21 protein-coding genes and 1 pseudogene are annotated in these 23,891 nt (G+C 72.8%); 9 read left to right on the forward strand and 13 right to left on the reverse strand.

All coding sequences use genetic code 11. From position 1 onward, the window contains the following. Positions 1-59: 59 nt before the first annotated feature. The 3 genes from ACFZDI_RS13395 to ACFZDI_RS13405 all read right to left on the reverse strand — a co-directional run bounded on the left by ACFZDI_RS13395 (position 60) and on the right by ACFZDI_RS13405 (position 2,642). Entirely contained in the window at positions 60-1,685 is a 1,626-nt protein-coding gene (locus tag ACFZDI_RS13395) for a ricin-type beta-trefoil lectin domain protein (RefSeq protein ID WP_391250179.1), read from the reverse strand. A gap of 330 nt (positions 1,686-2,015) precedes the next feature. Further along, a complete protein-coding gene (locus ACFZDI_RS13400) occupies positions 2,016-2,393 on the reverse strand; it encodes a toxin Doc (RefSeq protein ID WP_097222448.1) in 378 nt (125 codons plus the stop codon). Between the two features lie 3 nt (positions 2,394-2,396). Continuing rightward, on the reverse strand, positions 2,397-2,642 hold the full coding sequence (locus ACFZDI_RS13405) for a hypothetical protein (RefSeq protein ID WP_030845137.1): 246 nt from the start codon (positions 2,640-2,642) through the stop codon (positions 2,397-2,399). 175 nt (positions 2,643-2,817) lie between these two features. Between ACFZDI_RS13405 and ACFZDI_RS13410 the strand changes: the two genes are divergently transcribed. Further along, the gene (locus ACFZDI_RS13410) at positions 2,818-3,750 is read left to right on the forward strand and encodes a sigma-70 family RNA polymerase sigma factor (protein ID WP_361112414.1); all 933 of its coding nucleotides are present in this window, start codon (positions 2,818-2,820) and stop codon (positions 3,748-3,750) included. A gap of 35 nt (positions 3,751-3,785) precedes the next feature. Here the strand turns inward: ACFZDI_RS13410 and ACFZDI_RS13415 are convergent, their stop codons facing one another. Both ACFZDI_RS13415 and ACFZDI_RS13420 read right to left on the reverse strand, forming a co-directional pair. Then, positions 3,786-4,577 (reverse strand): alpha/beta fold hydrolase, encoded by a 792-nt coding sequence (locus ACFZDI_RS13415; RefSeq protein ID WP_391250182.1) that lies wholly within the window; start codon positions 4,575-4,577, stop codon positions 3,786-3,788. A gap of 86 nt (positions 4,578-4,663) precedes the next feature. Continuing rightward, positions 4,664-6,907 (reverse strand): glycoside hydrolase family 9 protein, encoded by a 2,244-nt coding sequence (locus ACFZDI_RS13420; RefSeq protein WP_391250184.1) that lies wholly within the window; start codon positions 6,905-6,907, stop codon positions 4,664-4,666. Between the two features lie 375 nt (positions 6,908-7,282). On the opposite strand from ACFZDI_RS13420, the gene ACFZDI_RS13425 reads away from it, so the two are divergent. Together ACFZDI_RS13425 and ACFZDI_RS13430 are read left to right on the forward strand one after the other, a co-directional pair. Then, positions 7,283-9,670, forward strand: coding sequence for a SpoIIE family protein phosphatase (locus ACFZDI_RS13425; RefSeq protein ID WP_391250186.1), 2,388 nt, complete (start codon positions 7,283-7,285; stop codon positions 9,668-9,670). Between the two features lie 167 nt (positions 9,671-9,837). After that, positions 9,838-11,067 (forward strand): SLC13 family permease, encoded by a 1,230-nt coding sequence (locus tag ACFZDI_RS13430; protein ID WP_391250188.1) that lies wholly within the window; start codon positions 9,838-9,840, stop codon positions 11,065-11,067. 12 nt (positions 11,068-11,079) lie between these two features. Here the strand turns inward: ACFZDI_RS13430 and ACFZDI_RS13435 are convergent, their stop codons facing one another. Together ACFZDI_RS13435 and ACFZDI_RS13440 are read right to left on the reverse strand one after the other, a co-directional pair. Next, the gene (locus ACFZDI_RS13435) at positions 11,080-13,548 is read right to left on the reverse strand and encodes a ricin-type beta-trefoil lectin domain protein (protein ID WP_391250190.1); all 2,469 of its coding nucleotides are present in this window, start codon (positions 13,546-13,548) and stop codon (positions 11,080-11,082) included. A 368-nt stretch (positions 13,549-13,916) separates the two neighbouring features. Further along, positions 13,917-14,787 (reverse strand): annotated as a pseudogene (locus ACFZDI_RS13440) (helix-turn-helix domain-containing protein). A gap of 34 nt (positions 14,788-14,821) precedes the next feature. Here ACFZDI_RS13440 and ACFZDI_RS13445 point away from each other — a divergent pair. Both ACFZDI_RS13445 and ACFZDI_RS13450 read left to right on the forward strand, forming a co-directional pair. Beyond that, positions 14,822-15,079 carry a hypothetical protein gene (locus ACFZDI_RS13445; RefSeq protein WP_391251159.1) on the forward strand — a complete coding sequence of 86 codons (258 nt, stop codon included), beginning with the start codon at positions 14,822-14,824 and terminating at the stop codon, positions 15,077-15,079. A 38-nt stretch (positions 15,080-15,117) separates the two neighbouring features. Beyond that, complete coding sequence (locus ACFZDI_RS13450; protein ID WP_391250192.1) at positions 15,118-15,960, forward strand: phytanoyl-CoA dioxygenase family protein; 843 nt, start codon at positions 15,118-15,120, stop codon at positions 15,958-15,960. A gap of 16 nt (positions 15,961-15,976) precedes the next feature. Here ACFZDI_RS13450 and ACFZDI_RS13455 read toward each other — a convergent pair whose 3' ends face one another. The 3 genes from ACFZDI_RS13455 to ACFZDI_RS13465 form a co-directional block, all read right to left on the reverse strand. After that, a complete protein-coding gene (locus tag ACFZDI_RS13455) occupies positions 15,977-16,945 on the reverse strand; it encodes an aldo/keto reductase (RefSeq protein ID WP_391250194.1) in 969 nt (322 codons plus the stop codon). 106 nt (positions 16,946-17,051) lie between these two features. Next, positions 17,052-17,591: a flavoprotein gene (locus tag ACFZDI_RS13460; RefSeq protein WP_391250196.1), complete on the reverse strand. Its 540-nt coding sequence runs from the start codon at positions 17,589-17,591 to the stop codon at positions 17,052-17,054. A gap of 27 nt (positions 17,592-17,618) precedes the next feature. Next, complete coding sequence (locus tag ACFZDI_RS13465; RefSeq protein ID WP_234845758.1) at positions 17,619-18,077, reverse strand: nuclear transport factor 2 family protein; 459 nt, start codon at positions 18,075-18,077, stop codon at positions 17,619-17,621. Between the two features lie 92 nt (positions 18,078-18,169). Here ACFZDI_RS13465 and ACFZDI_RS13470 point away from each other — a divergent pair, with 92 nt between their 5' ends. Next, a complete protein-coding gene (locus ACFZDI_RS13470; RefSeq protein WP_391250199.1) occupies positions 18,170-18,754 on the forward strand; it encodes a TetR family transcriptional regulator in 585 nt (194 codons plus the stop codon). Here the strand turns inward: ACFZDI_RS13470 and ACFZDI_RS13475 are convergent. Continuing rightward, complete coding sequence (locus tag ACFZDI_RS13475) at positions 18,729-18,926, reverse strand: ferredoxin (protein WP_234845760.1); 198 nt, start codon at positions 18,924-18,926, stop codon at positions 18,729-18,731. The genes ACFZDI_RS13470 and ACFZDI_RS13475 overlap by 26 nt on opposite strands. A gap of 12 nt (positions 18,927-18,938) precedes the next feature. Next, a complete protein-coding gene (locus tag ACFZDI_RS13480) occupies positions 18,939-20,135 on the reverse strand; it encodes a cytochrome P450 (RefSeq protein ID WP_391250201.1) in 1,197 nt (398 codons plus the stop codon). Between the two features lie 388 nt (positions 20,136-20,523). Between ACFZDI_RS13480 and ACFZDI_RS13485 the strand changes: the two genes are divergently transcribed. Next, positions 20,524-21,156 (forward strand): LysE family transporter, encoded by a 633-nt coding sequence (locus ACFZDI_RS13485; RefSeq protein ID WP_391250203.1) that lies wholly within the window; start codon positions 20,524-20,526, stop codon positions 21,154-21,156. A 103-nt stretch (positions 21,157-21,259) separates the two neighbouring features. Then, entirely contained in the window at positions 21,260-21,709 is a 450-nt protein-coding gene (locus ACFZDI_RS13490) for a nitroreductase/quinone reductase family protein (protein ID WP_391250206.1), read from the forward strand. Positions 21,710-21,796: 87 nt separating this feature from the next. Here the strand turns inward: ACFZDI_RS13490 and ACFZDI_RS13495 are convergent, their stop codons facing one another. Beyond that, on the reverse strand, positions 21,797-22,756 hold the full coding sequence (locus tag ACFZDI_RS13495) for a cation diffusion facilitator family transporter (protein ID WP_234845764.1): 960 nt from the start codon (positions 22,754-22,756) through the stop codon (positions 21,797-21,799). Between the two features lie 101 nt (positions 22,757-22,857). Here ACFZDI_RS13495 and ACFZDI_RS13500 point away from each other — a divergent pair, with 101 nt between their 5' ends. After that, on the forward strand, positions 22,858-23,880 hold the full coding sequence (locus ACFZDI_RS13500) for a glutathione S-transferase C-terminal domain-containing protein (protein ID WP_391250208.1): 1,023 nt from the start codon (positions 22,858-22,860) through the stop codon (positions 23,878-23,880). The last annotated feature ends 11 nt before the right edge of the window (positions 23,881-23,891 follow it).

Below are 23,891 nucleotides of genomic sequence, written 5' to 3' on the forward strand. Positions count from 1 at the left end.
GTGTGAGGGCTGCGCGGCGCGTTCGCCGCGCAGCCCCGTTCGGGCCCCGAGGCCCTGCATCACGCGGTGCTGCCCCCGGACAGGGTCACTTGCCGGGCGGCCGGGTCGTCCTGCCCCTCGACCGAGAAGGATCCCTCCGCTGTCGGCAGCGGCTCCGACTGCCAGCGCTGGGCGTCGGAGGAGCCGTCGCGCACCTTGACGACGATGTCGGCGTCCGGGTCGTCGTCGGCCGGGGCCAGGGCCAGTTGCTCGTCCCAGCGGGGCAGCAACTCCCCCTGCACGGTGAGGTCGTAGCGCACATCGTCGCCCCGCTCGGCATCGTCGTCGGCGCAGCTGCCGAGGACGACGACACCGGCGTCCTTGTGGGAGTCCAGACACAGCCCAGGGTCGGCGACGCTGCGCAGCAGCCCGTCGTCCTCGTACGTCCACTGCTGCGTCCAGACCGTCGAGCACTGCGCCAGCTTCGTGCCCGAGCCCTCCTTCGGCAGGTCGCGGATGTCGAGGCAGAGGTCGGCGCCGGTGTTGCGCAGCCGTGTCACCCCCTGGGCCGCGGGAAGACCTGCTGTGCCGGGCGGCGCCGCCGAGGTGGGCCCCTTGCCGCCGGCAGCGCTGTTGGAGCCGGCCGGGTCGGCCTCACCGCCGTCGTAGGAGGACGCGCTGATGATGAGCACCGTCGCCAGCACCCCGGCCGAGACCGCGCCGACACCCGAGAGCAGCGCCCGCGGGGAGCGCAGCCCCTCGGGAACCCGGCGGGCGGGCACGGGGAGCCGGGACAGCAGCCCGTGCCGCCCGCCGCCCCGCCGCCCACCGCCGCGCCGCCCCGCGCGAGCGCCCCGGGTGCCGTGGGAGGCCCGTCCGGGGCGCGAGTCGAGGTAGCGGCGGGCGCCCCAGCCGAGCACCGCCTCGGCGATCAACTGCCCCAGCGGGCCCTCGAAGTGGCTGAGTTGCTCCGCCGCGTTCCGGCAGTAGCGGCACTCGTCCAGGTGTTGCTGGACGTCCGGCAGCAGTGCGCCGCCCCGGCGGATCGGCACGTCGAGGAGGCGGTTGTAGAACCGGCAATCCGAGGTCGGCGCGAGTTCCCGATGGGCGCGTACACAGCCTTCACGGAATTTGTCCCGCGCCTGTTCGAGGGCCGCCGAGGCGATGTCGGTGTCCATGCCCAGCAGGCCGGCCGGGACGTTTAAAGGATCTGCCTCGACCTCGACGTGCCAGAGCAAACAGCGCGCCCCCGCGGGAAGTGCCTGGAATGCCCGCTCCGCGAGGGTTCGATTTTCGGGCGTCATGGAGGTCGCCGCACGCAGCCCGCGCCCTCCGGCCGGTTTCTGCAATGCGGGCAGAACGGCTGATATTCGATCGTCGCCGGCCCACTCGCGGATCGTGTCGCGCACGGTCACCAGCAGGGCCGGGCGCAGCGCGACGGCGGACTCGCCGAAGGCGAGACGGTTGAGGGTGCGGTGGTAGGCGGTCCCGGTCACCATCGCGGCGACCTGCGCCGACGAGGCGAGGCAGATGACCGCGTAGTCGTGCACCGCCTGGTGGTGCCGCGCCATCAGCAGCGCGACGGAATGGGCGGCGACCTCGCCCTCCGGACTGCCTCTCAGCGGTGCGGCGAGTGCTTCATCGGATTCCCCCGGATCCCCGCCGGGCGGGGGATACGGGGGACGAGGGGGGTGGGGGGTGGGCACTGAGATGGTTCCTTCCCACGCATGTGACACACAGAAGACCTGGCGCCGAAAAAGGAGGCCCGGTTGGTGCGTACCTGTTTTGGCGCGGCGCGGGAGGTGCGAATTCACCGACGGTGAATCGGACGTGGTCCACAAATCACGTGCGACACCCGGTCATTCCCCCCGCACACGCGTTTCACTCTTGCACAACCCGCACACGACCAACAAGGCGCCCGGACAACATCCCCGCCATTGACAGAAAGTCAGAAAGGGGGAACGGATGCGCGCTGCTCGCACCCGTTTTCGACATTTCCCTGCGGCCTGTGCGCATCGGGGGTCCGGCCCGGTTCCTCAGATCTGCCAGGAGCGCAGCCGGTCCGCCGCGCCGTACACGTCGGTGGCGCCGGACAGCAGGTCGCGTGCGAGGTCGACGAGGGCCCCGTAGGGCGGGTCGATGCCGACGCCGCTGACGAACATGTACGCCACGGCGGTCGCGCAGGCGAAGCGGGCGTTGGCCGAGGGCAGCGGCCGGAGCACGGTGATGGTGTGCAGCAGCGCGGCGGCCCGCCAGGCCGGGTCGGAGTTCACCCCGAGGCGCGGCGGGTCGACGCGGTGCCGGGCGACGGCGGCGACCAGCGCGGAGAAGTCGTTGACGGTGGGCTGGTCCGGCAGGACCTCTTCATGGCGCTGCAGCAGCCAGGGCACGTCGATATGGATCACGGGCGCCATGGGTCAGGCGGCCCGCCCTTCGCCCTTGGCGGGCGGTTCGTCGTCGGGGAAGGCGGCGGCGAACTCGTCGGCGTGGGTGGCGAAGAACCGGCGGAAGGCCTCCGCGCCCTCCTGCAGGGCCCGGTGGCGGGCGATGTCGGCCGCGGCCGCTTCCCGCACGAGCGCCTTCATGGACGTACCGCGCTCCTTGGCGATCTGCCTGAGGTCCTCAAGTTCGCGGTCGCTGAACTCCACGTTGAGAGCTGGCATGCCCTCACGGTACCGCTCGGGTACTGGCGCGTAAATATCCCCAGGTCAGGAAGTCCACCCGACGGTACCGGAGCCCAGGCTCCAGCTGAGAGGCGGGTCACATCACAGCGCGGGATGTCACATTCCGGGGAGCTGTCCGGCTCGCAGTGGTGAGCGCGCCCGAGGAGGCCCTGGCATGACCGAGATCCCCGTACCCCGTACCGACGCCCCGTTCGACGCGGCGACCGGGGTGTTCGTCGACCATCGCGAGCTGCTGTTCGGCGTCGTCTACAACATGCTCGGCAGTGTCGCCGACACCGAGGACGTGCTGCAGGAGACGTGGCTGTCCTGGACGGCCCGCGGCGGGGGCGCTCCCCTGGCCGGCGTCGGCCATCCGCGCGCCTATCTCGTGCGGGTGGCCGTCAACCACGCGCTGCGCCGCCGTGCCGTGATCAGCCGCCGCCAGGAGACGTACGTCGGCCCCTGGCTGCCCGAGCCGCTGGTCGCCGCGGAGGACGCCGAGACCGCAGAGGGGCCGGCCCTGCGTTCCGAGTCGGTGTCGCTCGCGATGCTGGTGGTCCTGGAGTCGCTGACACCGCTGGAGCGGGCGGTGTTCGTGCTCGGTGAGGTCTTCGGCTACCCGCATGCCGAGATCGCGGAGATCATCGACCGCTCCCCCGCCGCGGTACGCCAGTTGGCGCACCGGGCCCGGGAACACGTGCACGCCCGGCGGCCGCGGTACGAGGCGCATCCGCGGGTGCGGCGCGAGGCGACCGAGCGGTTCGTGCGGGCGGCGCTCGGCGGGGACATCGCCGAGCTGATGGAGGTGCTGGCGCCGGACGTCACGGCGTGGACCGACGCGGGCGGCAAGCGCAGGCGGGCCGGGCTGCGCCCGGTGCACGGCCGGGACAAGGTGGCCCGTCTGCTGACCGCCGGGCGGGGCGGCCCGGACCATCCGGTCTGGCGCTACCGGCGGGTCAACGGCGACGACGCGGCCGTGCTGTTCGACGGTGACGCGCCGTTCGCCGTCCTGGTGCTGGACCTCACCCCGCGGGGCGACCGGGTGCGCGGCATCTACGTCGTGGCCAACCCCGACAAGCTCACTCACCTGCCCGGGCCGGCCGCGTGAGTGCCTCCGGCGGCGGCGATGGGCCGGGCGGCCCGTCAGGAGTGCGCGCGGCAGAACTCCCGGACGGTCCGGTTGAACGGCTCCGGGGCCTCGAGGTTGGTGAGGTGCCCGACGCCCGGGAGCACGACCAGCGTGGCCTGCGGGATCGCTCCGAGGAACTGGTGGGCGACGGGCTCCACGGGTGAGCGGGCGTCGAGCTCGCCCCACAGCAGGAGCGTCGGCACCTCGATCTTCGGGAGCAGGTCCCGCAGGTCCGCCTCGACCATGACGGTCAGCTCGGTCCGCATGCTCCGGGGCCGGGTGTCGGCCGACATCACGGACAGCAGACGTACGGCTTCGGCGGGTGGCTGCCCGGCGAACAGGCCCGGCATGGTCGGTGCGAACGCCTCGGCCGGGACCGCGAGCATCCGCTCGGCCCCCTCGGCACGCGACCGCACCTCGGCCGCCGGGAGCGACCCCTTCCAGCCCGCGTACGTGTCAACGAGGAGCAGCGTCCGGACGAGCCCGGCGTGGTGACGGTAGAGCTCCAGCACGACGGTCCCGCCCCAGGAGACGCCGAGGACGTGGGCGGGACCGAGGTCGACGTCCTCGATGACGGCCGCCAGACAGCGGGCGTAGTCGGCCAGGGTGAAGGGGGTGGGGACGTCGGAGGAGCGGCCCGCGCCCGGCTCGTCCCAGGCGACCACGGTGAACTCGTCGGACAGATCCTCGGCCTGGGGGCGGAACAGCCGGGCGTCCGCGGTGGCGCCGTGAGCGAGCACGAGGGGCGGGCCCTGGCCCACCCGGTCGTACGCGACCTCGATGCCGTCGACCCGCACCGCTGGCATGACACCAGGCTACGCGCGCGTGCCGGAGGCGTCCTCCCGGCGGACTCCCCCGGCACGCGGCGGCTGCCCCGTCCCTGCCCTTGTCCCTACGCCTGGTCCGCCACGAAGGAGGCCATGCGGGTCAGGGCCGCGTTCCAGTTGATCGTGTGCTCGTTGGTCGACCAGGACTGGATGTCGTCGATGTAGCAGAACTGGCCGACGCAGCCCTGGAGTCTGCTCTGTGCGTAGGGGTCCTGGATGCCGCTGTTCGGCCCGCCCGCGAGGGTGCCCTTCGGCGGGTTGGGCTGAGCGGGGTCCAGCTGGTGGGCGTACCAGCGGCTGTGCTGGTTCTGCGCACTGACCTCGCCGTAGCCGGTGACGTAGGAGATGTTCAGCGCGTTGCGGCCCAGGATGTAGTCCATGCTCTGGAGCGCGCCGTCGCGGTACTTCGGGGCACCGGTGAGGTCGTACGCGGTGGCGAGGACGACGGCGTTGTTGAGGACCTGGTGGCTGGAGCCCCAGTCGTAGGTGTTGCCGTCGGGCGCGTACGGCATGCCGTAGGGGTGTGCCCTGAGCGTGGCCAGGTAGCGGTCGGCGCCCCGGACGACCGACCGGCGCACCGCGTCCCGGCCGGGCAGCTTGTTCGGCACGGTCGCGAGGTCGAGCCGGCCGGCCGCGCCGGTGCGGGCCCAGTCGAAGCCGATGGGCTTGAAGAGGTCGGCCGTGTGGACCGGGGACTTCCGGACGTACTCCTCGTACCGCTTCTCGCCGGTGGACAGGTACAGCTCGGCCGCCGCCCAGTAGAAGTCGTCGGTGACGTCGCTGTCCGCGTAGGCGCCGCCGCCGACACCGTCACTGTCGGAGGCGAGACGGTCGGGGTGTGCGAGCGCGGCCGACCAGGCCTTGCGGGCGGCGGTCAGCGCCTTGTCGGCGAACGCCCTGTCGTAGGGGCGGTACAGGCGGGCGGCCTGCGCGGCCGTGGCGGCCAGGTTCAGGGTGGCGGCGGTGGACGGCGGGTGCAGTTCGCGCTGCTGCGGGTCGTCGTGAGGCATGAGCGGCAGGCCGGTCCACTGCTCGTCGTGCATCTTGTGGTGGGCCATGCCGGCCAGGGGCCTGCCGTCGGGCACCTGCATCCGCAGCAGGAACTCCAGTTCCCAGCGTGCCTCGTCGAGGATGTCCGGGACCTTGTTGCCGCTCTCCGGGATGGCGAGCGTGCCGTCGCGCAGTGTGTCCGTCCGCCCGGTGCGGGCGTGCCGGGCGCGCTCGTAGGTGCTGAGCAGTTCCCAGGTGGAGATGCCGCCGTTGACGACGTACTTGCCGTGGTCGCCGGCGTCGTACCAGCCGCCGCTGACGTCGAGGGTGTAGTCGCAGACGCCGGGCTGGCAAGGCACGGCGGTGTCGCCCTTGTTGGGCGCCACTCCCACGTGACCGGCCGGGCGGCCGTAGCCGGGCCGCAGGTCGTCGCGGATCGCGATGCCGCTGCGCTGGGTGTAGTAGTACTTCGCCGAGTCGAGGCGGAGCCGCTCGTAGGCGCTCGCGTCGATGTCGAAGGGCCGGCTGGTCTCGCCGTCGGCGACGAGCGTGAAGCCCGTGCCCTTGGCGCGGTGGGCGCCGAAGTCGATGGAGTGGACGTTCTGCCCGGAGGAGGCGTCGACGCCGCGTGGCAGGGTCGTGCCCTCGGCGACGACCGTCCCGCCGGAGTTCTTCAGCCGCCAGGGCAGCTTGGCCGTGGCGTCGGTGACGAGGGTGGCGTTCTTCGGGCCGGCCGGCAGATAGCCGACCTGGTTGACGCGCACCCGGGGGCCGGTGTCGGGCTCGTACGGGTCCGGCGTCACGCCGCCGAGCAGCGAGACGTCGTCCATACAGAAGCGCCAGGGATCCGCGCTGCCGCCGAGCTGGAAGCCGACCTGGCCCTGCGCGGTGTCGACGGGCGAGGTGAAGGTGTAGGAGTAGCGGTCGCCGGAGACGCTGAGCTGCGGTGTCACCTCGTGGTAGGTGTCGTAGGGCGACACCGACAGACCCACGATCGCCCGCACCACGTGCCCGGCGGGCGTCCCGGTCGCGCTGAAGGAGAAGCGGTACGACTCCCCCTTCACGAGGGTGATGTCGTTCTGCCCGACGGCGGCGTCCCAGCGGTTGGCCGTGCCGCCGGGGACGTCGGCGCAGAGCCGGCCGTCGGACAGGCCCGCGGTGACGTTGCTGGTCGTCCACCACGGGGCGGTGTCGGTGTCGAAGGTGCCGTTCCTGACCTGCTCGACCTCGTCGGCCCCGGCCGGCGCCGCCGGAAGCGCGGTGAGCGCGGTCGCCAGCAGGGCCGTCAGGGACAGCAGGGCGGTTCTGCGTCGTTTCACGTCTGGGCTCCTCGTCGGAGGTGCGGGTGACGCTCGGCGTGGGAGCGCTCCCAGAAGCGGACGCAGGCCATGGTTGTGGCAGATGTGACGCCCCGTCAACGGTCCGGACAGGACTGGCTGTTCGCCGCCCGTCCGGACCGGGAGGGCACACCTGGACGGTGTGTCGTCGTATCCGGGGAGGTGGGCGTCAGCGTAGGCGCCGCTCGGGTGCGGCAGCGTCCTTCTGTGCCTGTGATCACTCCGGCCGGACGTACGCCCCGCCCCCCCCGGGGAGGCGGCAGCGGGGGTTACCGGTCCACGCCGGGTGCCTACGGACTACGCTTGAACTCAACTGGCTTCCCTGTTCACTGTGAGTGTCCGTATGGAGTCGCCACGATGAGCCCGGACGAGGCGTTCGACGATGACGTGGCCGCCCGTGCCGTCATCGCCGCCGACGGCACGCTCACCGAGTGGAGCGAGGGCGCCCGCCGTCTCCTGGGCCATACGGCCGCCGAGGTCGTGGGCCGCCCGGCCGCCGCGCTGCTGGCCGACGGCGCGGAGCCGCCCTCCGTGACGGACGACTCCCGCTGGAGCGGCACCCTCACCCTGCGCCACCGCGACGGCCACCCGGTGTCCGTCTGGGTGCTCGCCCACCGCAGACCGCCCGACGGACCGGAGGCGACCGACTGGCTCGCGGTCTCCCCGCCGGAGTCCGGTGGCCAGGGGATGCCGGACGATCCGCTGGTGCACATGGCCCTGACACAGTCGCCCTGCGCCATGATGATCTTCGACGAGCGGTTGCGGCTGCGCGGCCTCAACGACGCCATGGCGGACCTCCTGGGGCTGCCCGCCGGGCGGATGGTGGGACTGAAACCCACCGACATCGGCAGCCGGCCGCAGAACACCGAGCTCGAGGACAATCTGCGCCGGGTGCTCGACACCGGCCGGCGGCAGGACATGCAGACGTACATGAAGGCGACCGGTGAGAGCCGGGCGGCCCACGCCTGGCTGGCCAGGATGGCCCCGCTCACCGACGGCACCGGCCGGGTGCGCGGCGTCTGCGTGACGGCCCACGACTTCTCCGACCAGTACCGCTCGCGAGAGCGGCTGCTGCTGGTCAACGAGGCGAGCGTGCGCATCGGCACCACCCTCGACGTCACCCGCACGGCCCAGGAGCTGGCGGACGTGTGCGTGCCGACCCTCGCCGACTTCGTCAGCGTCGACCTGCTCGACCCCCGGGAGTACGGCGGCGAGTCCGCCGGGCCGCCGGTCCCGCCGCTGAGCCTGCGCCGGTGCGCCCACCAGTCGGTCAACAGGGGCAGCCCCGAGGCCGTCGCCAAGCCGGGGCAGGTGCAGGTCTACCCGGAGAACTCCCCGCAGTCCGCCTCCCTGATGGCGGGGCACACCGTCGTGGCCTCGGGCGCGTCCGGCGACCTCGAACGCTGGCTCGCCTGGGACCCCCTGCGCTACCGGCGGATCCAGGAGTACGGCATCCACTCCACGATGTCCGTGCCGCTCCAGGCCCGGGGCACCACCCTCGGCGTGGCGGTCTTCACCCGCTTCCGCCGCCCCGAGGGGTTCACCCCCGACGACGTGCTGCTGGCCGAGGAGGTCACGGCCCGGGCCGCCGTCTGCATCGACAACGCTCGCCGCTACTCCCGGGAGCGCGAGACGACCCTCACCCTGCAGCGCAGCCTGCTGCCCCGCACCCTGCCGCGCACGGCGGCGGTCGAGGCCGCCTCCCGCTACCTGCCGGCCACCCGCTCCGGCGTGGGCGGCGACTGGTTCGACGTGATCCCGCTGTCGGGGATGCGGGTCGCCATGATCGTCGGCGATGTCGTCGGCCACGGCATCCAGGCCTCGGCCACCATGGGCCGGCTGCGCACCGCCGTCCGTACCCTCGCCGACATCGACCTGGCCCCCGACGAGCTGCTCACCCACCTCGACGACCTGGTCGTCCGGCTGTCCGCCGAGTCCGGCGGTGACGACGGCACCGGCGAGGTGGGGGCGACCTGCCTGTACGCGGTGTACGACCCGGTGTCGCGGCGCTGCACCCTCGCCCGGGCCGGGCACCCCCTGCCACTGCTGGTGCCACCGGGCGGCCCGGCCCACCACCTCGACCTTCCCTCGGGGCCCCCGCTGGGTGTCGGGGGGCTGCCGTTCGAGGCGGCCGAGGTGGAGCTGCGGGAGGGCAGCATCCTGGTCTTCCACACGGACGGGCTGCTCGTGAGCCGCGAGCGGGACGTCGACGCGGGCGGCCGGATGCTCCGCGAGGCGCTGTCGGGACCCGCCGGCTCCCTGGACGAGATCTGCGACCGCGTGCTGAACACCCTGCTCCCGCCGGGCGGCTCCAGCGACGACGTGGCCCTCCTGCTGGCCCTCACCCGCGGTCTGCCGTCCACGCAGGTCGCCACCTGGGACATCCCCGCCGACCCGGCGCTGGTCGCCCCCATCCGCAAGCAGGTCGTCGACCAGCTGGAACGCTGGGGGCTGTCCGAGGCCACGTTCACCGCCGAGCTGGTGGTGAGCGAGCTGGTCACCAACGCCATCCGCTACGGCGCACCGCCCATCCGGCTCCGGCTGATCCACGACGCGGCCACGCTGATCTGTGAGGTGTCCGACACCAACCACACGGCACCGCACCTGCGCCGGGCCAAGACCTGGGACGAGGGCGGCCGCGGTCTGCTCCTGGTCGCCCAGCTCACCCAGCGGTGGGGCAGCCGGCACACGGCCGAGGGCAAGACCATCTGGGCCGAGCTGGCCCTGCTCGACGAAGAGATCTGAACGAACCTCTCGACCCGGCGGGCGTGCGGCCCGGGCCGGAGGGCGGACCCCGGCCGGACAGGGGCGGCTGCGGCTTTCTTACCCACGCCTGCTTCCATGGGCGGGCACGGCCAGATCACGCTCCGGAGGACCCCGCCCTGAACACCCCGCTCGCCGAAGTCCTGTCCGTGACGCTGCTGGCCGCCGTGCTCGTCTGGGCCGTCGCCCGCCCGAAGGGCCTGCCCGAGGCCGTGCTGGCGGTGCCCGCCGCCGGGCTCGCCATCGCCCTCGGGGTGATCTCGCCGGACCACGCCTGGGAGGAGATCCAGCGGCTCGGGCCCGTGGTCGGCTTCCTCGCCGCCGTACTGGTGCTCGCCCACTTCTGCGACGTCGAAGGGCTCTTCACGGCCTGCGGGGCGTGGATGGCCCGCTGGGCGGCGGGGCGCCCCACGCGGCTGCTGACCGCGGTGTTCGCGCTGGCGTCCCTGATCACGGCCGTGCTCAGTCTGGACGCCACCGTCGTCCTGCTGACCCCCGTGGTGCTCGCCACCGCCACCCGCATGGGCGTCCGGGCGCGGCCGCACCTGTACGCCTGCGCCCACCTGTCGAACACCGCCTCGCTGCTGCTTCCGGTCTCCAATCTCACCAATCTGCTGGCCTTCACCGCGAGCGGGCTGAGCTTCACCCGCTTCGCGGCGCTCATGGCCCTGCCCTGGCTGGTCGCCATCGCCGCCGAGTACCTGGTGTTCCGGCGCTTCTTCGACGAGGAACTCGCGGCGCCCCTCCCCTCCCCCGAGGCCGAGCAGCGTCCCGGGCCGCTCCCGCTGTTCGCCCTCGTGACCGTCGGCTGCACGCTCGCCGGGTTCGTCGTGGCGTCCGCGGTGGGCATCGCGCCGGCGTGGGCGGCTCTGGCCGGTGCGCTGGTCCTGGCCGGGCGGGCACTCGTACGGCGGCGGGCCACGCCGCTCACAGTGGTGCGGTCCGCGGCCCCGGCGTTCCTGGCGTTCGTGCTCGCGCTCGGCGTCGTGGTGCGCGCGGTCGTCGACCACGGACTCGCCGACGCGTTGAGCCGTGTGCTGCCCGACGGATCGGGGCTGCTCACCCTGCTGGGCGTGGCCGTGCTGGCCGCGGTGCTGGCGAACCTCATCAACAACCTGCCCGCCGTGCTGGTGCTGCTGCCCCTGACCGCCGGGTCCGGTCCCGGTGCTGTGCTGGCGGTGCTGCTCGGCGTGAACATCGGCCCCAACCTGACCTACGCCGGATCGCTGGCGACCCTGCTGTGGCGGCGGATCGTCCAGCAGGACGGGCAACGGGTCGGGCTCGGTGAGTTCACCCGGCTCGGGCTGCTCGCGGTACCGGCCGCGCTGGTGTCGGCCGTGGCCGCCCTGTGGCTGTCGCTGACCGTCGTCGGCGCCTGAGCCCGTCCCGGGTCAGCGGCGACCGCCTCCGCCGTGGCCGCCGTAGCCGTAGCCGGGGTAGCCGTCGTGCGGGTTGCCGTACCGGCCGTCGGAGTCGCAGGAGGAGCCGAAGCGGTCGCAGGGCGATGCGGTTGTGGCCGGGCTGCTCGGCGTCGGCTGCGGGGCCGGTGCGGTACCGGGCGTCTTCGACGGGGTGGGACGGGGGGACGGCGTTGGGGTGGTGCGGGCGGCCGGGACGGCGTCGTTCCAAGTGACGGCCTGCATCTGGAGGTCGGCCTTGGCGGTGTCGATCACCCAGCGCTGGACCTCGTCGTCCCGGCGGGCCTTGACCACCAGGGCTCCCGAGCCGTCCGTGGCGGCCGGCGCCAGGGCGAGGTCCTGGTCCCAGCGGGGCACCAGGGCGCCCTGGAGGGTGAAGTCGTAGCGGATGTTCTTCGGGTCCGGCCGGGAGGGGCCGGCGCAGGGAGCCAGCCGCACGGAGTAGCCGAGCCGCGAGTCGAGGCACAGGTCGGGGGCGGCCCCGTTGCGCAGCAGCCCGTCAGTCTCGTACGTCCACTGCTGGGCGGCGTCCGCCGAGCAGGTGGTGAGCTCGGCCTCCCCGCCCAGGACCGCCTTCTCGTCCTCGATGCCGACGCACAGGTCCGAGGCGACATTGTGCAGCCGGCCGCGCAGGGCGCCCTGCGGGACGTCGCCCGCACCGTTCCCGGACGGGTCGGTGCTCGTGTCGCCCGCCTCGGAGTCGGGTGCCTCGCCGGCAGGCCGGTCCGCGCCGGCCGGGGCGCTGTCGCCGGAGTCACCGGTGGACCACAGGACCAGAGGCAGGACGACGAGGCCGCTGACGGTCAGGATGCCCGCGGTGAGGTTGCGCCGCCGGGCGGCGCGGCGGGCCGCCTTGTGGGCGGCTCTCCGGGCGGCTGTGCGCGCGCCTTCGGGCCGGTGGCGCGGGGGCGCGGGCGGTGCGGTGCGGGCCGGCGCCGGGGCGGGTGCCGCGCCCTCGGCCACGGGCGGGAACGGCGGTACGGCTGCGGGGCCGCCCGGATCGGTGAAGGACTCCCCGACCGCACCGGCGAGGGCGACCGGGTCCGCGACGTTCTCATGCGCCGCACCGGCGACTGCGTGCGGGGCGGAGAAGGCCAGAGGGGCCGCACCGACCGGATCCTGCAAGGCCTCCCTTGTCCCGGCGCTGGACCCGGGGAACGCCTCCCGCGCCTGTGGAGTCGGCCCGGGGAAGGTCTCGTGCGCCGCACGAACCGAGTCGGGGAAGGCGTCCGGAACAGAACCTGCCGGCCCCGGGAAGGCTTCACGCGCTGCGCCTCCCGGCCCCGGGAAGGCTTCACCCGCCGCACCTGCCGGCCCCGAGAAGGCCTCACCCACCGCGCCTCTCGGCCCCGGAAAAGCCTCACGCCCCGCACCTGTCGGCCCCGTGAAGGCCGCACCCGGCTCACCGGCCCGCCCAGGAGCAGCCTCACGCGCCGGTTCCGGGATGATCTCGTAGGCCAGTGGGTCCGGGTCCGGGAAGACCTCGCGTGCCAGGGCCACCGGGTCCGGGAACAGTGCGCGCGCGGCGAAGGCCGGAACCTCGGCGGCGGTCGCACCGGCCACGGCGCCCGCTCCGCCGGGGTGTCCCCGCTCCGCCGCGCTCTCCCCCGCCTGGCTCAGACGGACCTCCGCGTACCCCCGCCCGCCCCAGCCCAGCACCGCTTCCGACAGGGCGACGCCCAGACCGTGGTTGAACTGGCCGAGCTGGTCCGCCGCCGCGCTGCAGTGTCCGCACCCCTCGATATGCGCGCGTAGATCTGGGTCGATGTCGAGACCGCCGCGCCGGTACGTCACGTCGAGCAGGCGCAGATAGCGCCGGCACTCCTCGTCGGGGGCGAGTTCGCGATGGAGCTGGAGACTCTCCTCGCGCAACCGGTCCCGGGCCCGGCCCAGTTCGACGCGCGCCCCCTCCTCGTCCAGGCCGAGCAGTCCGGCCGGGGACGTCAGCGGCTCGGCCTCGACCTCCACGTGCCACAGCAGGCACCGCGCGGACTGGGGCAGCCGCTGGAAGGCCCCGGACAGCAGACGCCGGTGCCGCGACGGCAGCAACCGGGAGGCGGGCCGCTCCCCCTCCGCGGTCCCGGCGAGCAGCTCGGGGTGGAGCATGTCGCAGCGGTGGTCGCCCGCCCACTCGGCCGCGATGCGCCGCACGGTGAGCAGCAGATGGGGGCGCCAGGCGGACGTCGGACCGTTCTGCCGGAGGGTCTCCCCGAAGAGCCGGGTGAAGGCCGCGGTGGTGAGCATGCCCGCGGAGCGCGGGCCGTCGGTGCACAGCCGGGCGTAGGCGAAGGCCGCCTCCCAGTGCCGGTCCAGCAGTTCACCGACGGGGTGAAGTGCGGGCGTCGCCCCGGTCCACTTCCTGAGCTCCGCGCTCAGTTGCTCGTCCGTCGCGCCGAACCCACGGGCCGAGGCCGGAGAATTCGACGGGCCTGCGTCTTTCACGGCTGCATTCCTCTCAAGGACATACGGAATAAAGTCCATACCAAGGGGTATGCCGGCCGGTGGCCTCGCGCATACGAAAGAAAGGCGTGTGGGGGCACGCCGACAGGGCACACCTTTGCACAGGTCAGGGACAGGGAACAAGTGAGCGCACGGTTTCGTGCTTTGCGACTGCGTCCAGCGCTATTTGACAGGAAGTCAATGAGCGCGGCGAAAGACATTTCAGTGCCGACTGCATCTTCAGCTGCTCGCATTTGCCCGCTCTCGCCGACCGTACGGCAACCATTGGGCGGCCTCCCGAGCAGCAGCTCACGCGGTCGCCGCGATTCCGCATCGGCCTTTCGATGCCTGCGGCGGAACCAATAGGCCGCTCAGCCGGACCGGCCGCCGTGCGTCGCGCGGTACGCCCCGGGCGGTTCCTCGTAGCGCGCACGGAAGACGCGGTTGAAGTGGAACGGGCTGGCGAACCCCGAGGCGGCGGCGACGCGTTCCACGGGCAGGTCGGTGCCCTCCAGCAGCCGGGCGGCATGGCGCAGCCGCGCCTCACGAAGCGCGCGCATGGGTGACCGGCCGAGCTGGCCGCTGAACAGGTGGGCGAAGCGGGACGGTGACAGCGCGACGCTCTGTGCGAGCGAGTGGACGGTGTGCGGCGCTCCCGGGTCGGCGTCGATCAGTTCCTGGGCGCGGCGGATCCGGGCGTCGAGGCCGGGTGGGGGTTGCGCCGGCCGGGCGCCTGCGGTGGTGAGGAGGACGATCTCCTCCAGTGCGCACAGGGCCAGTTCGCGGGCCGCGCTGCCGTGCGCCACGGCGACCTGCCCGTCCGGCGACGACTCCTCCGGCGGTGACGGGGCGGGCGGTGCTTCGGTGCCGGTCCACCGGACGTCGGCATGCATCCGCCGGAACGTCGCCGCGACGCGGCCGAGCACCCCGGCCGGGACGGAGGAGACCACGTACATCCCGTGCCCGGCGTCGTAGGGCCGCAGCCACGCGGCCCAGGACGGGCGGGCCCGGCAGTGCGCCCACCAGAACCGCCAGTGCCCGGCGCCGGGTTCGACGCCGTAGCCGTGCGGGACACCCGGGGCGAGCACGACCAGGGTGCCCGCGGCGGCCGAGGTGCGCGCGTCGCCCTGCCGCAGCCGGCCCGCGCCCGCGGTGGTCCAGGTGAAGAGCCAGCTGGCGGAGCCCTGCGGACGGTTCACGCCGTAGGGGGGGCGGCTGGTCGAAGTGGCCGAGGACGACCAGCCCGGGCGGCGGCGCGGGATCCCCACTGGCCGCGGTGGTCGTCGCGGGCGCCGCGGTGGTCGTCGCGGGCGCGGTCGTAGTCGCGGGCGCGCTCGTAGGCGCGGGCGCGGTCGTAGTCGCGGGCGCGGTCGTAGTCGCGGGCGCGGTCGTAGTCGCGGGCGTAGCCGTCGAGGTGGTGACGGTGATCGGCGCGGCCGCGGTGGTCGCGGCGTTCTCGCGGTGTCGTTCGGCAGCAGTCCTGGGCAGTCCGTCAGCACCCACGGGCATCCTCCTCGGCGGCCGGTCGGCCTAGCGTTCCGTAGCGATGACACCCGATCGAGGGGAGCGTTCATGACCGTCGCGGACAACGGGGCCACCGGTGCCTCCATCCTGGACCCCGCCGGGCTCCGGCGGTGTCGGGAGGCATTCGAGGAGGACGGTTTCACGGTGCTGCGCGGGCTCTTCGGAGCCGATGAGACGGAGCGGCTGTGCGGCGAGTTCGCGGCACTGCGGGCGGCCGGTCCGGTACCCGGGCATTTCGAGCCCCGCGCCGGGGACGAGCCGGACGCCGATCCACTGCACGGGTGGCCGCGGGTGATGCACCCGCACGAGATCAACGACCTCGCACGTGAGGTCCTGCTGGACGCCCGGCTGCGCACGGTCCTGGAGGCGCTCCTCGCCGAGGAGGTGCTGGCCGCGCAGAGCATGTTCTACTTCAAGCCGCCGGGGGCCCGGGGGCAGGCGCTGCACCAGGACAACTTCTACCTGCGGGTGGAGCCGGGCACGTGTGTGGCGGCCTGGGTGGCCTGCGACGTGATCGACCGGGAGAACGGCGGGCTGGAGGTCGTGCCGGGCACGCATCGCATGGACCTGTTCTGCCCTGGGCTCGCTGACGAGGAGGTGTCGTTCGCCCGGGAGTTCGTTGCGCCGCCGGAAGGGCTGACGACGGTGCCCGTGGACATGGCACCGGGGGACGTCCTGTTCTTCAACGGGAGCCTGGTGCACGGGTCTCAGCCGAACCGGGCTCCCGAGCGGTTCCGGCGGTCCTTCATCGGCCACTACGTGGGCCGCTCGGCCGAACGGATCGGACGGTTCTACCGGACGCTGACGATGAGCGGGACGAGGGTGGAACTGGCGGAGAGCGAGGGGGCGGGTCCCTGCGGAACGGAGTTCGCCCCGCGGGGACCCCACTGACCTTCGGGACGTGCGTTCAGTGCCCGGCGATGGGGTGAGGGACGTACGGGTCCTGGAGTTCCTCCAGTTCCTTGTCGCCCAGCCGGAGCTCGACGGCGGCCACCGCGTCCTCCAAGTGCCCGGGCCTGGACGCGCCGACGATCGGTGCGGTCACCGTGGGCTGGTGGAGCAGCCAGGCGAGGGCGACCTGCGCGCGGGGGACACCCCGTTCGCCGGCGATGCGGGTGACCGCCTCGACGATCGTGCGGTCGCCCTCCTGGTAGAGGCTGCTGCCGAAGGCGTCGGTGGCGCTGCGCTCGGTCGTGGTGTCCCAGTCCCGGGTGAGACGGCCGCGGGCGAGCGGGCTCCAGGGCAGCACGCCCACGCCCTGGTCGGCGCACAGGGGGAGCATCTCGCGCTCCTCCTCGCGGTAGATCAGGTTGTAGTGGTTCTGCATGGAGACGAAGGGGGTCCAGCCGTTCAGACGGGCGGTGTACTGGGCCTTGGAGAACTGCCAGGCGTACATCGAACTGGCTCCGAGGTAACGGACCTTGCCCGCCTTGACGACGTCGTGCAGGGCCGACATCGTCTCCTCGACCGGGGTGTCCGGGTCGAAGCGGTGGATCTGGTAGAGGTCGACGTGGTCGGTGCCGAGGCGGGCGAGGCTCTGGTCGAGCTCGGTCATGATCGCCTTGCGGGACAGGCCGCCGCCGTTCGGTCCGGGCCGCATCCGGCCGTGCACCTTCGTCGCGAGGACGATGTCGTCGCGGCGGGCGAAATCGCGCAGAGCACGGCCGACGATCTCCTCGCTGGTGCCGTCGGAGTAGACGTTGGCCGTGTCGAAGAAGTTGATCCCCGCCTCGACCGCCTGCCGGATCAGCGGGCGCGAGGCCTCCTCGTCGAGGGTCCACTCGTGGGTGCCGCGGTCGGGCAGACCGTAGGTCATGCACCCCAGACAGATCCGCGAGACGTCCAGGCCCGTCGAACCGAGCTTCACGTACTGCATCGTTGCTGCTCCTGCCTTCGGGAGGGTTCCACGGGGAGCGTACGTGTTCGTGTGCGCTCGAAGACCCGACCGGACGGACCGTCAGAGGGGGGCCCGAACCGGTCCGTCAGCGGCGTGCGGCGACCAGGTCCAGGGCCCGTTCCCACCCGAACTCCGGCCGCCCGCCGTCCTCCCGGGGCTCTCCCGCGTACGGCTCCCCGAACCGCACGCCCATCCCCCGCAGCCGTCCGAGACTGTCCCGGTAGGCGGGATGGGCGGCCAGGGCGTCCGCCACGCACGGCAGGACGGCGATCGGCACCCCGAGGCCCGCGACCTCGCACAGCGTGCCCAGGGCCAGGGTGTCGGCGATGCCGGCCGCCCACTTGTTGACGGTGTTGAAGGTGGCGGGCGCGACGACCACGGCATCGGGCGCCGGGAACGGTCGCGGCTCGTTGGGTGAGCGCCAGGCGGAGCGTATGCGGCGGCCCGTCAGAGCCTCGACGGCGGCGGTGTCGAAGAAGCCGTTCATGGCGACGGGCGTCGCGATGACGCCCACCTCCCAGTCCCGTTCCTGCGCGGCCGTGATCAGCTCGGTGACGTCCTGGGCGATGCCGGCGGCGCAGACGACGACGTAGAGGAAGGGTTTGCGGGCGTCCTGGTCGGTCATCCGGGAAACCCTAGCGACCGCCCCGGCTCACCGGAGGGGGAAGGTGTCTGCGCGTTCCGACTCGGGGCGGGGGCCGAAGATGCGGCGCTCGCCCTCCTCGATCCGCATGTCGTTGATGCTCGCCTCGCGCCGGGTCATGAGGCCGTGCTCGTCGAACTCCCACAGTTCGTTGCCGTAGGAGCGCCACCACTGCCCGTCCGTGTCCCGGCACTCGTACTGGAAGCGGACGGCGATGCGGTTGCCGTCGAACGCCCACAGGTCCTTGCGCAGCGCGTACTCCTGCTCGCGCTCCCACTTGCGGGTCAGGAACCCGGCGATCTCGGCGCGGCCGGTGACGAAGGTGTCGCGGTTGCGCCAGACGGAGTCCGGTGAGTAGGCGAGGGAGACCTTGTGCGGGTCGCGGGTGTTCCAGGCGTCCTCGGCGGCCTGGACCTTCTGGGCCGCGGTCGCGCGGGTAAAGGGCGGCAGCGGCGGGCGGTCGGTCATGGTTCCTCCCCGGCAGCGGAGGAGAACGACCGTTCTCCCCAGTGGCCGCTACCGTAGGAGAACGCTCGTTCTTGCGTCAAGGAGGGCCGGAGATGGACAGGGCAGAGGCCCGGGAGCGGGCGCTGGACGCCGCCGAGGAGTTGTTCTACGGGCGGGGTGTGCAGTCCGTCGGTATGGACGACGTACGCGGCACCTCCGGGGTCTCACTCAAGCGGCTCTACCAGCTGTTCCCGGCGAAGGAGCAGCTGGTAGAGGCGTATCTGGTGCGACGCGACACCCGCTGGCGCGGGGAGCTGGCCGCGTACGTCGAGCGGCGGCCGGAGCCCGACGAGCGGATCCTGGCCGTGTTCGACTGGCTCGCGAAGTGGTTCCGCGAGCCGGGCTTCCGCGGCTGTGCGTGGCTGAACGCCTATGGCGAGCTGGGCGCCACCTCGGAGCGCGTGGCCGCCCAAGTGCGGGCGCACAAGCGGGGGTTCCGGCAGTACCTCGAGGACCTCGTGGCGGCGGCGGGGCGGCCCGACGCGCTGGCCGGTCAGCTGTTCCTGCTGGCCGAGGGTGCCATGGTCACGGCGGGGGTGACCAGGAGCGCCGAGCCCGCGGCCGAGGCGCGCGAGGCGGCCCGGCGGCTCCTGGGCGCCGGATGCTCCGGCGTCAGCCCACCCGCTCGGACACGGTGATGGCGCCGACCGGGCAGGCACGGGCCGCCTCCCGCACCAGGAGGCTGCCGCTGTCCTCGCCGCCCGGCAGCAGGGTGCTGTAACCGTCGTCGTCCTGGGTGAACACGCCCGGGGCGGTCAGGGCGCACTGGCCCGCGCCGATGCAGACGTCCTGGTCGATGTCGATGTGCATGGGTGCGGGCCCCTACCAGGTCACGGGGAGTTCCAGCATCCCCTGGATGGTGTCGCCGGGCTTGAAGGGGATCTCCTCGGCCGGGGCGGCCAGGCGCAGGCCGGGCAGCCGGTCGAAGAGGCTGTGCAGGGCGATCTCCAGCTCGGCACGGGCGAGGTTCTGACCGAGGCACTGGTGGATGCCGAAGCCGAACGCCACGTGGTGCCGGGCCGGGCGGTTCCAGTCGAGGGCGTCCGGGTCGGGGTAGACCGTCTCGTCGCGGTTGATGACGGAGGTCGCGAAGACCACCCCCTCGCCCTTGCGGATCGTCGTCCCCGCCACCTCGATGTCCTCGACGGCCAGACGCAGCATGCCGTCGGCGATAGACAGCATCCGCATCAGCTCCTCGACGGCGGCGGGCAGGAGCCCGGGGTCCGCGCGCAGCTCGGCGAGCCGCTCGGGGTGCTGGAGGAGGGTGAAGGTGCCGAGCGAGATCATGTTCGCGGTCGTCTCGTGGCCCGCCACCAGCAGGATGAGGGCCATGGCGATCAGGCCCTCCCGGTCGAGGTCGCCCTCGCGCAGTTGCCGGTGGACCAGGTCGTCCAGCAGGCCGGTGCCCGGCTCACGCTGTTTGCGGTCGATCAGTTCGCCGAAGTACTTCTCCAGCCGGTCCCTGGCGTCGAGCACGTCGGCCGTCTCCGGGCCGCGCAGCAGCCGACGCGACTGGGCCTCGAAGAAGTCGTGGTCGGCGTACGGGACACCGAGCAGGGCGCAGATCACCATGGACGGCACGGGAAGTGCGAAGGCGCTCACCAGGTCCGCCACCGGGCCCCCGGCGGTCATCGCGTCGAGCCGTTCGTCCACGATCTGCTGGATGCGTGGCCGGAGTTCGACGGCCCGCTTGAGGGTGAAGTCCCCGACGACCATCCGCCGCTGGGTGCGGTGGTCGGGGTCGTCGACGCCCAGCAGGGCCGTTCTGCGGTTGCGGATCGCGGCGAAGCGCTGGGTGGGGGCGGGGAAGCCCGGCCGGTCGCGGTTGGACGACAGGCGCGGGTCGGCCAGCAGCGCGCGGGCGGTGGCGTGCCCGCTGACGAGCCAGGCCTCGCGGCCGTCGAAGAGGGTGATCCGGGTCAGGGGGCGTTCGGTGCGCAGCGTGTCGTAGGCGGCGGGTGGGTGGTAGGGGCAGGTCCGGCTCTGGGGGAAGGCGACGGGTGCGGTCGTTTCCGTCATGGAGACCTCGCAGACGAGTAGTGCGTCGTGCCGATCTTCATTAGATGCCCGAGGCATCTAATGGGCGACGCGAAGTTCGGCCAGATCGACGACGGAGGCAACATGGCCGGGGAATGCCGTCCTCCCGTGCGGCTGCGGGGGCCGGTGTCAGGCGCGCAGGACCGGTGCCGGGGGCCGGTGTCGGACCCACAGAGGGCCGGTGCCGTGGTCCCCGCCGGGCGCCGAGGCGGGGGCGCCGACGCGAAAACCGGTTGTCGGCAGGGCGAGGCAGGCCGCAGGATCCGGCCATGCCTACGTCGACTGTTCTCCTGCCGCTGTCCGCCGCCACCTCCGCCGCGCGCCGACAGCAGCAGTCCGGCCACCGCGGAGGGCCGACGCCGCCGCGCTCATGACGGCCGCGCTCGTCGCGGGGCTGCTCGCGGGGTACGGCATCGCCGTCCCGGTGGGCGCCGTCGGGACCTACCTCGTCTCCCTCACCGCCCGCACCACCCTGCGCACCGGTGTCTGCGCCGCTCTCGGCGTCGCCACCGCCGACGGGCTCTACGCGCTCGCGGCCAGCCTCGGGGGCGCGGCTCTGGCGTCCGCGCTGCGCCCGGTGCTCGGGCCGCTGCGCTGGATCTGCGTGCTGGTGCTGCTCGTGCTGGCGGCGCGGGGCGCGCTGACCGCGCTGCGCGAGTACCGCGGCCACCGGCTCGCGACCCGGTCGGCCCCCGCTCCCCCGAGCCCTGCCCGGGCCTATCTGGGGCTGCTGGGCATCACCTTGCTGAATCCCACCACCGTCATCTACTTCGCCGCCCTCGTGCTCGGATCCCGGGCCACGAGCCCGGCCGGCGCACTGGAACAGGGCGTGTTCGTCGTGGCCGCCTTCGCCGCCTCCGCGAGCTGGCAGGTGCTGCTGGCCGGGAGCGGGGCGCTGCTCGGCCGGGCGCTGACCGGCCGTCGGGGACGGCTGGCGACGGCATGGGTGGCGAGCGGGGTGATGACGGCGCTCGCCGTGCGGATGGCGCTGGCTCCGGGATGAGGTGTGCTTCCGGCCGGATCCCGCGGGTGCGGATGATTCTTCGGGGCACGGTTGTTGACGGCAGACGGCGATGAGCCACGGACGCGACGATGGGACGGATGCCATGCCGCTCGAAGGTGAGTACGACCCCAGCCCGACGCAGTGGGTGCGCAAGCAGGTGGAGCTGTACGAGAGCTCCGGCGGTACCGAGGGGACGACGCTGCAGGGCTCGAAGATGCCGGTCGTGATCCTGACCTCGCGCGGCGCCAGAAGCGGGAAACTGCGCAAGACACCGGTGATGCGGGTGGAGCACGAGGGACGGTACGCGGCGGTGGCCTCCCTCGGCGGATCGCCGAAGCACCCGGTCTGGTACTTCAACCTGCGCGCCGATCCGCAGGTGGAGCTCCAGGACGGACCGGTGAAGCAGGACATGACCGCGCGTGAGGTCACGGGCGAGGAGAAGGCGGCCTGGTGGGAGCGGGCCGTCGCCGCCTACCCGGCGTACGCCGACTACCAGAAGAAGACGGACCGGGAGATTCCGGTGTTCGTCCTGGAACCGGCCGACGCCGGCTGACAGCGGGCCGGCCGCCCCGCGCGGGCAGCCGGCCAAAAAATCTTCCGCCCCGCATGTGTGAACCGGCCGCGACGGGGCACGCGAGGTTCAGGCCCCGCCGCGCTCCCCCGTCGCGGCGGGGCTTTCCACTGCCTCGCCGGCGGGCCGATCGGTCACGTCGAGGAAGATCTCGTCGGCCTCGGGCACCATGCTGGCTATGGAGCGCTTGATGCGGACGGCGACCTCCTCCACGCGCTCGCTGTCCAGTCCGGGCACCAGGTCGACGCGGGCGGCCACCAGAGCCGTGTCCAGTCCGGTCTTCATCGTGAACAGCGCTTCCACAGTGTCGATCTCGGGCTGAGCCCGCAGCAGCGCGCAGATCCGCCCGCTGGCCTCGGGGTCGGCCGCCTCGCCGATCAGCTGGTCGCGGGCGTCGCGGCCGAGCCGGAAAGCCACGTAGACGAGCAGCGCGCCGATCGCGAGTGAGGCCGAGGCCTCCCACACCGCCTGGCCGGTGACCATGTGCAGCGCCATGCCGACGATGGCCAGGGTGACGCCGAGCACGGCGGTGCCGTCCTCGGCGACGACCGTCCGCAGCGCCGGATCGCGCAGCCCGGAGCCCATGCCACCCTGCCGTCGCACCTGGTAGAGCGCCCGCAGCAGCGAGCCGCCCTCCGCGAGGAGGGCGACGCCGAGCACGATCAGGCCGGCCACATAGCCGCTGAGCTTCTCCTCCGTCTGGCTCGTCAGGGCCTCGAAGCCCTGGAAGAAGGAGAAGCAGCCGCCCATCACGAAGATCCCGACGGCCGCGAGGAGCGACCAGAAGAACCGCTCCTTGCCGTAACCGAACGGATGACGCCGGTCGGCGGGGCGGCGGCTGCGGCGCAGTGCCGCGAGCAGGAACACCTCGTTGAGGCTGTCGGCCACCGAGTGGGCCGCCTCGGACAGCAGGGCCGGTGAACCGGCCGCGAGGCCGCCGATGGCCTTGGCGACCGCGATCACCAGATTGGCCGCGAGCGCCACCAGCACGGTGACGCGTGTCTTGTGATCACTTCCTTCATCAGTCACCTCCGCCGATTGCCCCGGTCGGGGGTACTCACACCGTGGGCTTGACGGAAAACGGGGAACGCGTTCACCAGGGCCCACGTACGGCAGAGGAGGTCACCCCCATGAGCCGCGACGACGGCGACGGCAACACCGACTACGGAAGGAGGGCGTTCAAACGGTCCAAGGCGCATTTCTCGGACCGGATCACCGCGGACGGCCGGGACGGCTGGCCGGTGGAGGCCGGCCGCTACCGTCTGGTCGTGAGCCGCGCCTGCCCCTGGGCGAGCCGGTCGTTGGTCTCCCGGCGGCTGCTCGGTCTGGAGGACGCCCTGTCCCTGGCCGTCACCGACCCGATCCAGGACGACCGCAGTTGGCGCTTCACGCTGGACGAGGACGGTCGTGACCCGGTCCTCGGCATCCGCTATCTCAGCGAGGCCTACGACCGCCGGGAGCGCGACTACCCCGGCGGGGTCAGCGTGCCGGCGATCGTGGACGTGCCCAGCGGGCGACTGGTGACCAACGACTACCAGCAACTCACCCTCGACCTCGCGACCGAGTGGACGGCCCTGCACCGGGAGGGCGCGCCCGACCTGTACCCGGACAAGCTGCGCGACGAGATCGACGAGGTGATGGCGGACGTCTACCAGGACGTCAACAACGGCGTCTACCGGGCCGGTTTCGCCACCGGGCAGGAGGAGTACGAGGCCGCCTGCGCCGGGGTCTTCCGACGGCTGGAGCTGCTCGCCGGGCGGCTGGAGCAGCAGCGGTACCTGGTGGGCGACACGATCACCGAGGCGGACATCCGGCTGTTCACCACCCTGGTCCGCTTCGACGCTGTGTACCACGGCCACTTCAAGTGCAACCGCTGGAAGCTGACGGAGAACCAGGTGCTGTGGGCGTACGTCCGCGACCTGTACCAGACGCCGGGGTTCGGCGACACCGTCGACTTCGACCACATCAAACGCCACTACTACCAGGTGCACACGGGCATCAACCCGACCCGCATCGTGCCGCTCGGCCCGGACCTGTCCGGCTGGCTCACCCCGCACCACCGTGAGGAGCTGGGTGGCAGGCCGTTCGGTGACGGCACACCGCCCGGACCGGTCCGCGCCGAGGAGCGGATCCCGGCGGCGCACACCCCCTGACCACACTCACC

Origin of the sequence: Streptomyces sp. NPDC007907, assembly GCF_042959365.1 — a bacterium.
In the GTDB taxonomy this organism is placed as follows: Bacteria; Actinomycetota; Actinomycetes; order Streptomycetales; family Streptomycetaceae; genus Streptomyces; species Streptomyces indiaensis.